The 13,044-nt window shown below is 51.1% G+C and carries 8 protein-coding genes; 5 read left to right on the top strand and 3 right to left on the bottom strand.

The window, feature by feature from the left end:
• Positions 1 to 80 precede the first annotated feature (80 nt).
• A complete protein-coding gene (locus tag HI950_RS17575) occupies positions 81 to 2,414 on the bottom strand; it encodes a helix-turn-helix domain-containing protein (protein WP_317618395.1) in 2,334 nt (777 codons plus the stop codon).
• A gap of 133 nt (positions 2,415 to 2,547) precedes the next feature.
• Here HI950_RS17575 and HI950_RS17580 point away from each other — a divergent pair, with 133 nt between their 5' ends.
• From HI950_RS17580 to HI950_RS17595, 4 genes are all read left to right on the top strand, one after another.
• On the top strand, positions 2,548 to 5,667 hold the full coding sequence (locus HI950_RS17580; protein WP_169084322.1) for a beta-galactosidase: 3,120 nt from the start codon (positions 2,548 to 2,550) through the stop codon (positions 5,665 to 5,667).
• 401 nt (positions 5,668 to 6,068) lie between these two features.
• Positions 6,069 to 7,316 (top strand): PP2C family protein-serine/threonine phosphatase, encoded by a 1,248-nt coding sequence (locus HI950_RS17585; protein WP_169084324.1) that lies wholly within the window; start codon positions 6,069 to 6,071, stop codon positions 7,314 to 7,316.
• 205 nt (positions 7,317 to 7,521) lie between these two features.
• On the top strand, positions 7,522 to 7,917 hold the full coding sequence (locus HI950_RS17590) for a hypothetical protein (protein WP_169084326.1): 396 nt from the start codon (positions 7,522 to 7,524) through the stop codon (positions 7,915 to 7,917).
• A 130-nt stretch (positions 7,918 to 8,047) separates the two neighbouring features.
• Positions 8,048 to 10,351, top strand: a complete 2,304-nt coding sequence (locus tag HI950_RS17595; protein WP_191296922.1) for an ATP-dependent DNA helicase — start codon at positions 8,048 to 8,050, stop codon at positions 10,349 to 10,351.
• A gap of 10 nt (positions 10,352 to 10,361) precedes the next feature.
• Here HI950_RS17595 and HI950_RS17600 read toward each other — a convergent pair whose 3' ends face one another.
• Positions 10,362 to 10,844, bottom strand: coding sequence for an HPP family protein (locus HI950_RS17600; RefSeq protein ID WP_169084328.1), 483 nt, complete (start codon positions 10,842 to 10,844; stop codon positions 10,362 to 10,364).
• Between the two features lie 202 nt (positions 10,845 to 11,046).
• Here HI950_RS17600 and HI950_RS17605 point away from each other — a divergent pair, with 202 nt between their 5' ends.
• A complete protein-coding gene (locus tag HI950_RS17605) occupies positions 11,047 to 11,553 on the top strand; it encodes a Crp/Fnr family transcriptional regulator (RefSeq protein WP_169084330.1) in 507 nt (168 codons plus the stop codon).
• Between the two features lie 10 nt (positions 11,554 to 11,563).
• Here the strand turns inward: HI950_RS17605 and hmpA are convergent, their stop codons facing one another.
• Entirely contained in the window at positions 11,564 to 12,799 is a 1,236-nt protein-coding gene (gene hmpA, locus HI950_RS17610; RefSeq protein WP_169084332.1) for an NO-inducible flavohemoprotein, read from the bottom strand.
• Positions 12,800 to 13,044 lie beyond the last annotated feature (245 nt).

Consider the following 13,044-nt stretch of genomic DNA (forward strand, 5'->3'; position numbering starts at 1 on the left):
TTGCACCGAATCAGGTGCTTAAGAGTTGGCTTTGATTATGGGCTTTATGGCGAAGACGGGCTTTATAACTATAGCGACCTTTACTTCACGGTAGAGGCTTCGGGAGCATTAAGCTTGCGGTACTGCCCCGGGGTAAAGCCTGTCTCTTTCTTGAATTTGCGGATAAAGTTTGGCGTATCCAAATATCCAACGCGTTCAATAATGTCTTTGAGCGGAGCATCGGTGGACAGCAGCAAGCGAATGACCTCTTCCATACGGCAGCGCGATATATATTGTGAAAAGTTGAGCCCCGTTTTTTCTTTGAAGCTGCGGCTCAAATAAGAAGTCGAGATCGAGTACTTCAAGGCGATATGCTCCAGGCTGAGCGTATAGTCGGCATATTGCTGATCGACGTAAGCTACAATATCGTCCATCAAAGAATGCTGCTCGGTTTCGGTATTTCGTTCCACCTGCGCGCAGATTTGCTCAGCAAGCCCGTTCAGCTTTTGCTCGGTTTCGTCCAGTGTGTCGAACGAAGCCAAGGCGGCAATGTGCTGAATGACGCTGTGCATGCCCATTTCGGAAGCTACACGAAGCATGGCATTTAGGAGATCGTAGCAAATGCAGCGCAGCAGCGGAACGGATAATGATTCATTTTTGATATCGTGAATGATGCTGCTGAGCATTTGTCTGGTGACGGATTCATTTCCTTGCTTGAGACTTTGCTCCAGCTTGAGCAGCGACTTCTTGGAGATCCAGAAGGTCTCGGCACCCGGCGAGCTAAGCTCTGCCAAATGCTCGAAATAGGTCACATGGCCATTGCCGCCTGCCAATCGGAATTCCAGTGCCGTTGCCGCCTCGATAAAGGATTGGTTAAGCTCAGCCAGGTTCTCGTATGGCGTCCCTACCCCTATAGAAGGCATTAGCTGCGAGTTTTCGATGACCATGCGCTTTACGGTCTCAACGATTTGCTCGACCTGCTGCTGCTGGGTTACAGCTTCTGACGGTACTACACTAACCATGAGGGCAAATTGCTCTGACGGAGAGAACTCAATGCCATAGACCTGTGCGTGAAGACCAGGAAGCGCTAGTTCATGGAGCATTTCCTGCATCTGCTGGCGCTCCTGCCGGGCATTCTCGCCCGCATAGGAAGCGTTCCAAGCCAAAATAACGGAAAAATAATAGCCCTGTCCCTGCGGAAGCTCAAGTCCCGCGCCCAAGATAAGCTGCTCGATCTCAGGATCGTCAGGCTTGCCGTGCTTAAGCAGAAGCAGCAAGCATTGGTTGCGCACATAAGGCTCCTGTATATCGATCCGGGCATTGTAATCGTGGATAGTCTGCTTGATCCAATCCCATTCATTGCTGATTTTTGCGGAATCCAAGGCTGTGCTATTGCTTCTTAACTTCGCGAACTCCATCAAATCCTTGATCGGGTGGTATTGGCGCTTGGCTAGCAGCATGGCTGCGGCAATTCCCGTTAACACTACGATGCTGAAGACAAACAGAATTAACGTTTGAATATGAACGACACGGCTGAAAAATTGATGGCTCGGCATCGCGGTGACGTAAGTCCAGCCATTCTCCTGCGACAGCACGGCGACGACGGACTGCTTTTCATTATTAAGCGTCAGGTTGTGAATGCCGGGCTGCAAAGAGGAGAGGACAGATAATTCATCCTTCGGCATGCTTGCTCCGTGATTATTGGAGGTTAGCATTTTGCCGTCCTGGTCAAAAATATAGCTGCTGCCGGAAAACTCGTTAAGAATGGAATCCATAACTCCGGTCAGCTTGGACTCTTCCATTAAGTAGACAACGGTTCCATAGGGAAACGGATCGTTAGGCATAATCGGAACGAGCAGGGTAAGCATCGATTCCTTGCGGTAGTTTACGTTCACCTGCTCAGCAGGACGCATAATAGGATGGGTAGCTTCATTTAGATCGCGAAGCAAATCCACTTTGCTCTCATTTTTAAATTGATAGGTTTGGTTGAATATGACGTCCACATTGGTGAGGCCGCGAGATGAGTAAATGGTAGGATCGTCATGGAAATATAAAAATAAATCTTCCAGAATGCTGCTGTTTGCTTTGTAGGTAGAAAGCTGACGGATGGCCTCCCAGCCGTAATAGGGGTGACGTACCATATAAGGCGTAAGATGCTCGTCATAGGCTATTTTGCTGGCGATTTCCTGAAGCTCTCTCATGCGGTCGTCAATCGTCATTTTAACCTGATTCAATTGATTCACATTGGACTGCTCTATCTCGGAACGGAGGCTATTGACTGCGTTTTCATAGACGAATACAGTGACTCCGGTTAGCGGAATAAGAAAGATTAGTATATAGGATAAGGCGTATTTCAGAAGCAAGCTTGACTTCAAAATACTCCAATTTTTTTTGGCTCGTGGCAATGAAGTTGACTTGTAAGTAAGCTTTGACACGACTGTATTCGCCTCCAGTGCGTAATTGTAATGCGAGAGCAATCATAATGCTTAGTCTTTCATTATGCAATAAATAGCGAATCAAGGAAAGCAAAGATCGATAAACGATAGATAAAGAATAGGAGCGAGAACCATGAAAGCAGTACTATTTTATGACCCGTCATTTCCGTTGAACGGCTGTGCGCCAGATGCGGAATCGCTAGAGAAGCTGAATAGCCTGTTCAGAGTTACGGATGCGGAGGGACTGTCTCATGCGCTTAAAGAAGACGGGGTTGATTGTCTGGTTCATCTGCACGGGCCTTATTTTCCGAAAGCGGCTTGGCCGGATATAGCGGCATTTCTACAGCGGGGAGGGGGGCTCATTCATACAGGGGGAGCACCTTTCAAACAGCCGGTGAGCCGGGAAGGCGGAGAATGGGATATTGAGCAGGAGCTGACCGCATACCATCAGGAAATTTTTATTCATGAGGCGCTGCCCGTGGATCATACGCGCTCGACCGTATTAGGCCACAATCAGGAGCTGCCGCTGCTTCAGGGCAAGGAGCATTTGTTTACGATCGAACCGACATATGGCCTTATTTTGCATGTTACGCATGAGCGGGATCAGCTGAATCAGGCTACGGGTTCGGCGGGACCAATGAATGCACACATACGTCCGCTTCTGAAGGGCATGTCTGCAGACGAAAGGGAAGTATCCGCTCCTGTCGTGCTGATGGAGCACACGAGAGGGCAATTTGCGGGCGGGCGCTGGTTATTTGTCAATCAGCAGCTGGCGGATTGTTTCTGGTCAGGCGGGGGCGCGGATGCACTAGCGGAATGGGCGGCATTTTGTGCTGGGGGCGTTACCGAGCTTTGGATAAAGCCGAGCTATGCCGTTTATTATGAAGCAGAGAGGCCGCATCTTACGCTGCAAGCGCAGCAGATTCTATCAGCCAATAGCTGTGGGCAAGGCAGTAAGCACGAGAGCTGGACGATCGCTATTTCGATTTATAAGCAAGGAGAGGCAAAGGCGGTATGGCAGCATCGCTTGAGTCTGAGCGTCGGAAGCGAGATCGAATACATGACGTTCAGCGTGCCACATGCCGTTGAGCCGGGCATGTATGAGATCGTTTGCGAAGCGGAAGCCGAAAGCGGGGAAAGGCGTATTTTGCGGCAGGGCTTCTGGGGCTATGACCGCGAATTGCTGGAGAAGGGTACGCCGCTCGCTGTGGGACGCGATTATTTCGAGAAAAATGGCGCCCCTTTCCCAGTCGTTGGGATGACCTATATGACCTCGGACGTAGGGCGGAAATTTGTGTTTTTGCCAAACATCGCGATTTGGGATCAGGATATGGCGACGATGAAAGAAGCGGGAATCAACCTGATCCGTACCGGCCTATGGACGGCTTGGCGCCATCTTATGTTCGAGGATGGGCATGCGTCGGAAGAGCTGCTGCGGGCGATTGATGCTTTTATTTTGACGGCGGCTAAGCATGAGATTGAGATGACCTTCAGCTTCTTTGCTTTCGCTCCGGAAGCTTGGGAAGGCAAAAATCCATATCTCGATCCGAGAAGCGTGCAAGCGCAAAAACGGTTTATTGCGGCGATCGTATCCCGGCATAAGCACACAACGAATGTGCAGTGGGATTTGATCAACGAGCCTTCTTTGTTTGATAATATGCGCATATTCTCGGGTCCACGCTCCATGCATGATCCTTACGAAAAAACGGCTTATGTCAATTGGCTGAAGCAGCGGCATGAGTCGATCGGCCAACTGCAGGCGCGGTGGAATATGACAAGTACGGAATTGCCCGATTTCGATGCGGCGACTCTCCCGGAGCAAACGGATATTGCCTTTGATATCCAAGACGTGAAGAAGCTTAAAAAAAATACGCGTTGGCTGGACTACACGCGGTTTACGATAGATATGCATAACCGCTGGGTGGGGGAGCTAACGGCCACGATTCATGCGATTCAGCCTAAGCAGCTGGTGACCGTTGGCCAGGACGAAGCGCTTGGGATGGGGCCGCGGCCTTCGCCGCTGATGTATGCAGAAAGCGTCGACTATACGACTGTGCACACTTGGTGGCTAAATGACAGGCTGCTATGGGACAGCGTGTATGGCAAAGACCCTAGCAAGCCGACACTGATTCAGGAAACGGGCATTATGTACGTGGAAATGCCGGATAACCGGGCGAAGCGTTCGGAGGAAGAGCTTCGGAACATCTTGGAGCGCAAATATGCCTACTCTTTTGCCGCAGGCGGCGCGGGAGCGGTGCAATGGCTGTGGAATACGAACTACTTCATGGATAACGTTTGCGAGTCGAACATTGGAGCGCTGCGCGCTGACGGGACTCAGAAGCCGGAAGCGGATGTATCGTATGACTTTGGCAAGTTTATTGGCCGTATTTCGAGCCTGTTTGAGGAGCGCGAGCTGGAGGAGATCGCCGTTGTTTTCCCTTACTCGAATGATTTCTCCAGCCGCCGCTTTGCTTGTGAGGCGACAGGCAGCTTAACCCGCGTGCTTGGTTACGAAATGAAGCTTCCGCATCGCGGCATAGGAGAGTTCCATCTGGAAACGCTGCAGCGGGATATGCCGAAGCTTATTATCGTACCTAGCGCCCACAATTTCAGCAATGCTGCGCTGGCAGAGCTGCTGGCGCATATTGACGCTAATGGAGGTACGCTGTTATTCACAGGCCCGATTGGGCTTGATGAATATTGGAAGCCGTCGTCGCGCGCGGAATCTATCGTGGGACCTTATCGCTTAAGCAATTTGTCGCGTGAGGAAACCCTGCAAATTGGCGAGCATTCCTACAAAGCATCGTTCGGCGGCAAGAAGATCGGCGAGCTGAACAAAGAGATAGCGCTGGATAGCGGAGGCGGTATGCCGGATGGCATTTCAACCGTTCGCACAATCGCCCACGGAAAAGGGAAGGTGATGTGGTGCCCGCTGCCGCTTGAGCTTAACGAGCGCACAGATACATTGAGGGCGCTATATGAGGCTGCGCTGAAAGAAGCGGAGGATCTGAAGCCCGGCATGATATGGGAAACGGGCGGAGATCACCCGGGCATCTTCGGAAGCAGGCTGCAGTTTAAGCAGGGATTCCTATATACTTTTGTATCGGAGGCTGGCATGGACTGCCCCGTTACCGTGCGGGATGAAGCGAGCAATAAGTGCTACAGCTTCGTGCTTGAGAGCGAGCGCTCAGTATTATTTGCGACGGATTTGGAAGGCAATGTGCTGGCATCTTACAGGGATATCATCGTTTAAACGGACAATGCCGCGGCAATACTGCCGCGAGAGCAAATGCTGAAGCAGCTCCGCCTCTGTGCGGAGCTGCGTTTTTGATTTGCGGCATGTTTTGTACTGCCATTGCTGGGTATTTTCTCGTAGCTGCTCACCAAGCAGGGTGCTAGATGCATGATTGTGAAGCGGGTGCTTCGCATCAAGATGCGTTCTTCGTTGTTACGCTGTAGTTTGTGCAATGTAGAGGCCATTCGGTCTGCATCAGGCGAGCTACGTTGCAGTTCGTGCTGCAGAATTCCCAACTATGATGACGCTGTTAGATTAGCTACTCTTTTCTCTAATAAGAATGGTTTCGGCATAAATCGAGGCGCCGAGAAATAAAAATGTAGATGATGAGTGACAAGCTGAGGCGAGGCGGGGATCGTATGATCAGAAAGTGGATAAACAGGGGTTTGGCAGTTATTTTATTGCTGCTCGTAATGGCGTTTATCGGAATCAAGGCTATACCGGCTGAGCAGCTTGATCAGCTATGGACCGAGCAGCAAGTTGAGTTTATCGAGAGGGGACTCGTAGGCACCATGATCGGCTTTGGGGCATTGCTGGCTGTATTCGTATTCGAGCTGCCTTCAGGTCAGAGACGCACAAGTAATCAAAGAGATGCCTTGGTGCAAGCAGCTCATCCTAAACCAATGCCAAAAGTGGAGCTTGCCATAGCAACGTACAATACGCATACAGCCGTTCCTACTGATGGGGATGCATCCTCTGCCATACAAAGATTTAATGATGAAGACGCAGTCTCTGCTGGACAAAGATCCGATGATGGAGACACAGTCTCTGTAGAACAATTATCCAATGATGGCCTCCCAGCCTCTGATGAACAAAACGCCAACACTGGAGCCGCAACCGCCGCAATCAAAATCATAACCGGCTATGCGCAGCATATCGGCGAGCGCGAGGAGCAGCAGGATTCATTTGGGTTAGCGGACTTGGCTAATTCGTTTGAAATAGAGAGCAAGGGTGTGTTTGCCGTGTTGGCTGACGGGATGGGCGGCTATGAGATGGGCAAGGAGGCTGGCGAGCTGGCGGTGCAGACGATGCTAAGCGAGTTTGCAAGCATAGCGGAAGAGGAGGATTCCATTCCACGGGCATTGGAGCAGTCGCTGCATTTGGCGAACAAAGCGGTCTATGAGCTGGCGCTGGATCATGAGCTGGAATGGAGCGTAGGAACGACGCTTATTGCCGTCGTTATGCAGGAGGGGCAGCTGCACTGGATTTCCGCAGGCGATAGCCGCATTTATTTGTACCGAGGCGGCGTGCTTATACCTTTGACGCGGGACCATGTGTATGCGAATCGGCTGAATGAGCTGGTTCTGGCAGGCAAGCTCACCCAAGAGGAAGCCGATTCGCATCCAGAGCGTCATTTATTGACGAGCTATCTCGGCATTCCACGCATAAGCGAGATCGATGCTAACCAATTGCCGCTGCAACTGACGGCAGGTGATTGGGTTTTACTCTGCAGTGATGGCCTTTATGATGATATAACGGTGCCTTTACTGGAGGAAGCGATGCGTCAATCCCCCCAAGATGCCGCAGCCTTTATTTTGGAGCATGTCCTCGCGCAGCAAAGGCCTTATCAGGATAATGCGACCATCGTGATAGCAGCCTGTACTTGACGATTGAGCATGTTAGATGGAACAGAACAGCTTCAGCTATTGATCCAAAATGATCAATAGCTGAAGCTGGTTGTTATAAATGGGTTATTAATTGTGGAATGCCATTCACATTCTTTCCCCAAGCGATAGCGTTAGCAATTTTTTTGGTTAGAACAGTCCAGATTGTGGGTACTATAGGGTAGAAACGACTGAGGAGGTAATCGAAATGGCAAACGGACATGATCGCGATAACCATACATCTAACAACCTAGTGACGGAGAAGGACATCGATCCTTCCTTTGGATTATTTACAGAAGAGGTGCAGGGCGGCGTGGTCTCTGACGCATCGGAGCTGCTGCAGAAGCAGCATCCGCATGAGAACGCGCATGTGCATGAGTCGCATATTCCTGCTGCAATAGCATCTGGAGATGAGCTAAGCTATGATGAGGTCGATACAGCAGAGGAGATTTCGGAGGAGCTGGCTGCCGTGCCCGATGCGGATGCCGTTGCGAAGGGAAGCCCGATTGACCCTGCATCGCCAAGCGAGGAGTTTCACGGCACTGACTTATTGAACGGCGTCGGCAATCATCCGGAGGATGAGACGGATGAGGAGGAGCTCTAATAGGGCTAAGTAAATGTAGGAAGGGACGCAGCTGCGTCCCTTTTTTATGCATGGGATAACGTTGCAGAGCGGCGGCTTGTGGTACAATTGAAGAACAAATGTTCTTTATGGGAGCGGGAATTGAAACGTTATGCAAATCCATGATACGGTCACGATATCGGTGAGACACTTAGTCGAATATGTATTTCTTAGCGGAAGCATCGACGTCAGGCTTAATGCGATCGATACGATGCATGAAGGCACGAAGGCGCATCAGAGAGTGCAGCGCACCTACGGCGAGCAAGATCAGAAGGAGGTCTACGTCAAAGCGGACATCGCGGTAGATGATCTGTTATTTGTTGTGGATGGACGCTGTGACGGGCTGCTAGGAACGGAGCCGCTTCTTACCGTTGACGAGATTAAATCGACCGGCGGCGATTTGGATCGAATAACCGAGGATGGTTATCCCGTTCACTGGGCGCAGGCTTTGTTCTATGCCTATATGTACGCTAAGGAGCATGAGCAGGCGGCGATGCGCGTGCAGCTTACCTATGTCCAGACGGCGACAGAGGAGGAGCGGCGATTCGCGAGAGAGGTCAGCTTCGCGGAGCTGGAACAGTATGTGCATGAGGTTATTGCGCGTTATGCGCCTTATGCGCAGCTGCGCCGCAGGCATGAACAGGCTAGAAACGAAAGCATTCGCGAGCTGGCATTTCCGTTTGAAACCTATCGAGCCGGGCAGCGGAAGCTTGCAGGGGCAGTCTACAAATCAATCGAGGAGGGCGTTCGTTTATTTGCGAAAGCTCCCACCGGCATCGGCAAAACGATTTCGACGACCTATCCGACCCTCAAAGCGATGGGCGCGGGCATGCTGCAGCGCTTTTATTATTTGACGGCACGAACGACGACGAGGGCGGCAGCCGAGGATGCTCTGCTGTTGATGCGCGACAAAGGGCTGCACCTGCATGCCGTCACGATAACGGCGAAAGATAAAATTTGCTTTCAAGAGGAAGTACGCTGCGAGAAGGACCATTGTCCATATGCGGACGGCTATTATGATCGTATCAATGGAGCGGTGCTTGATATTTTGGAAAATGAGACGGTCATGACCCGATCGGTGATCGAGGCCTATGCGCATAAGCATCGCGTATGTCCGTTCGAATATTCGCTTGATTTGGCTTACGCGGCAGATGCGGTCGTGTGCGATTACAATTATATTTTTGACCCGCGCATTTCGTTTAAGCGACAGTATGCAGAGATGAAGAAGCGGACGGCGCTCCTTGTGGATGAGGCGCATAACCTTGTCGACCGGGCGCGGGAGATGTTCTCCGCGGAACTGACGAAGGCTCCTTTCCTTGCCCTGCAGCGCGAGCTGAAGGGCGTGCATAACGAGGGCTATCGCACGGCAAAGGCGATCAACGATTATTTTATCGCGCTGCGCAAAAGCAGCGACGGCGTTCCGCATTTGGTAGAGCGCCAGCTGCCGGAGGAGCTGGTTGCGCTGGCGGATGCCTTCGCTTCGGCTGCGGAGCAAGCGCTGGCCGCTGGCATTTCCGGAAGCGGAACGCTTTTGGATGCTTATTTTAACGCGCAAAACTTTATCCGAACGGCGAAGCTGTTTGATGAGCGCTATGTCGTCTATATAGAGCTATCGAAAAACGAGGTACGGCTGAAGCTGTTTTGCCTAGATCCTTCGCAATTGCTGCAGCAGATGGGCAAAGGCTACCGCTCGCATATTTATTTCTCTGCGACGCTCTCGCCAGTCTCGTATTATATGGACATGCTGGGAGCGGGAGAGGACGATTATACGCTCGCGGTGCCGTCTCCTTTTGCGAGGGAGCAGCTTGATGTCATCATTAATCCTCTTTCTACCAGATATCATGACCGGGATGAATCGAAGCTGCCAATCGCGAAGCTGATTATAAAGCTGATGGGCGAACGGCCGGGAAATTATTTCGTGTTTTTCCCTTCCTACGCCTATATGAACGCGGTTTATGAGACGTATATGGAGCTGAAGGAGTGGTCGACTCCTGCCGGCGACGACTCGGATGCAGAGGTGCTGCTGCAAAGACCCGATATGTCGGAGGAAGAGCGCGACCGCTTCTTGGACACCTTTCAGGCTGGGAGCGGGAGGTCTTTGATTGGCTTTGCGGTGATGGGCGGCGTGTTCTCGGAGGGCGTTGATTTGGCTGGAGACCGATTAATCTGCGTTATCGTCGTTGGCGTTGGGCTGCCGCAGCTGGGCGTAGAGCGGAATATGCTGAAGGAGTATTTTAACGAGCAGGGCAAGAGCGGCTATGATTATGCTTACGTCTTCCCGGGGATGAACAAGGTGCTGCAGGCTGGAGGGCGTCTCATTCGCTCGGAAACCGATCGCGGAACGCTCGTGCTCATAGACGATCGGTATTTGCAATCGCATTACCAGCGGCTGCTGCCGGAGGAATGGAAGGGGTAATACGGCTCGGTTACATCGCGGTGTCGGATTTTGCTTTGGCCGATCTTTTGATAAATAGCGGCGCTTCTCCGAATTTCTTCTCAACGTAAGCGGAAACGGATAGCGTAATCATCAATCCGATCATTGCCCCGCAGACGGACAAAGGAATGACCCACAATATCGAGGATTGGGCAAAAAAGGGAATAAGCGAAACGGCTAATATCGGCGGCGAATTCCATTTGAACTTATTGATCAAGTAAATGACGATCAGCAGTGTCAGAAACAGGGACAAGGCGCCAGCATTCCAATAGACAAATAATGAGCCGATAATGGAGGCTATGACAGCTCCGAAGGAGATTTTGCGAACCTCCGCTTTCTCGAAAGGGCGCGAGATGAAGAGCAGGCTGAACGATCCCAATGTAGGGAAGAACAAGGCATGCATATTCGGAATATGCAGGGAAATCCAATAGATCAAGATAATATACAAGCAGATTGCATAGGTTCTTATACGCATATTAATGGAACGCCTTCTTTCAAAAGTTAAATGAACCGGTAAGTGGGTTAGGATGATCATGTAACATTTTACTCCTCGTTTTCTTGTACCGTCAATCACCTATATATGACATGCTGCGACAGGATGTATGCCGGCTTGCCGCGCCAAAATAAAAAAAGCCCAACCGAAAAACCGGATGGGCTCGCTAAAAAAGGGGAATACGATGCTGCTGCATAAAGGAGAAACGTTGTTCCATCAAGGGGAGAGCGGCTCGCTCTTTCACCTGAGGAGCGGACTGCTGAAGATCGTACGCGTACATGAGGACGGCAATCCGATCCTTGTAAATATTATCGTTCCAGATGAAATCATCCCGCATCATTCGTTGATCAGCCCGATGCCCTATCACGGAACGGCAATAGCACTCGTCACAAGCGAGGTCGATACGGTAGCGCCCCAGCAATGGTACGAGGAGCTCAAGCAAAGCGCTGAGAAAAGCCGCGATGTCGCGCTGCTCCTCCAAAGCAAGCTGAGAATGATGCAGCAGCGAATCGACCAGCTGACGCAGGTTACGCCTGCTGATAAACTGAGCAAGCTGCAGCAATGGTTCGCGGCTTACATTGGGCCTGCCGTAATTACAGATGTGCTCACACAGGATGAGATTGGACAGCTCATCGGCCTCCGCCGCGAAACGGTTAATCGGCTGCTGCGCGCACAGTCAAAGCAAGGATAGCCTAAGCCTTCTAGGCTGTTGCCGCACCTTGCTCCAGACTAGCTGCAGGGCCAAAAAATTCGTAATGAACATCCGATTCCGGGATGCCCCACTGGCGAAGTGAATGATTGATCGCCGCCATGAACGGTGTCGGACCACAGAAATAAAAGGCAGCATTCTTCTCCGAAATGACCGATTGCAGCCAAGGCAAATCGATATAGCCCTCCTTATGGAAATGCTGCTGAATGTAGTCGTTTTGGGTCGGTTTTCCGTAGCAATAGTAGACAGAAAGCTGTTTATGCTTGCTTGCAAGCTGGTTCAATTGCTGTCTCATGGCATGGACATCCCCGTTCTGGACGGCATGAATGAACGTGACCGGTCGCTCAGGATAGCGCTCAACGAGCGTATTCACCATGCTGAGCATAGGCGTCAAGCCGACGCCCCCGCTAAGCAGCACCACCGGTCGTTCGTCTGCCGTATTCAGCGTAAAATCACCAGCCGGGGCCGACAGCCATAATGTCGAGCCTTCGTTTATATGGTTATGCAAATAGGTGGACACTTGGCCAGCGCTTCGATCTGATGCAGCATCCTCGCGTTTCACCGAAATCCGGTAATAGGACCTTCCAGAAGCATCGGATAAGCTATACTGACGGATTTGCGTATGCTCCGCGCCTTCTTGATCGACCTTGATACTCACGTACTGGCCCGGCTCAAAGCCTGCAAGTGCACCGCCATCCTCTGGCACCAAATAGAAAGAAGAAATGACATCGCTCTCCTTTTCCTTCCGTTCCACACGAAACGCGCGAAAGCCCTCCCATCCGCCTGCTTGCGTGTGCGCCTCCGCATACATCTCTGTCTCGATGCTGATAAAAGCGTCCGCAATGATACCGTATGCCTCTGCCCATGCATTTAAAATGTCTTCGGTAGCTGCTTCGCCCAGCACTTCCTTGATGGCCATCAGCAAATACTTGCCGACAATGGGGTAATGCTCGGGCTTTACGCCTAGACTGCGATGCTTATGCCCGATTTGCTTCACGACGGGAATAATAGCCGCTAGGTTGTCGATATGGAGCGCTGCCGCATATACAGCGTTGGCAAGCGCGGTCTGTTGTCTGCCCTGCTTCTGGTTAGCGTGATTGAATAGGTTCAGCAGCTCGGGATGATTGGTGAACAGCAGCTGGTAAAAGCGTTTTGTAATCGTTACGCCGTGAACTTCTAGCATGGGCACCGTTGATTTAATGATTTGAACCGATTGCGCGCTTAACATGTTTAACCCCTCCAGCGTCTATTTGAATAAACCAAGTATAGTCGCAGCGATCGCCTTGCCTTGTGATCAAGATCACAGCAATCCGCAACAATTTGTGACAGCAGAATGGCTTTTGTAAGAGGCCGTATGAAGCAACTTATAAATCGGAGTTGGAAAAAAAGCACATTTCAGTATTGACAGTATTTTGAACCGATGGTAAAGTGACTAATATATTTTATCGAGAGGAGGATTGCGTTCCATGAACA

The sequence above is a fragment of the Paenibacillus sp. PL91 genome (assembly GCF_012935325.2).
Classification (GTDB): Bacteria; Bacillota; Bacilli; order Paenibacillales; family Paenibacillaceae; genus Pristimantibacillus.

Excerpts from the sequence above, each read along its gene's own strand:
- HI950_RS17595 (WP_191296922.1), top strand. The coding sequence starts at position 8,048 with ATGCAAATCCATGATACGGTCACGATATCGGTGAGACACTTAGTCGAA.
- hmpA (WP_169084332.1), bottom strand. The coding sequence starts at position 12,799 with ATGTTAAGCGCGCAATCGGTTCAAATCATTAAATCAACGGTGCCCATG.
- HI950_RS17600 (WP_169084328.1), bottom strand. The coding sequence starts at position 10,844 with ATGCGTATAAGAACCTATGCAATCTGCTTGTATATTATCTTGATCTAT.
- HI950_RS17605 (WP_169084330.1), top strand. The coding sequence starts at position 11,047 with ATGCTGCTGCATAAAGGAGAAACGTTGTTCCATCAAGGGGAGAGCGGC.
- HI950_RS17590 (WP_169084326.1), top strand. The coding sequence starts at position 7,522 with ATGGCAAACGGACATGATCGCGATAACCATACATCTAACAACCTAGTG.
- HI950_RS17585 (WP_169084324.1), top strand. The coding sequence starts at position 6,069 with ATGATCAGAAAGTGGATAAACAGGGGTTTGGCAGTTATTTTATTGCTG.
- HI950_RS17580 (WP_169084322.1), top strand. The coding sequence starts at position 2,548 with ATGAAAGCAGTACTATTTTATGACCCGTCATTTCCGTTGAACGGCTGT.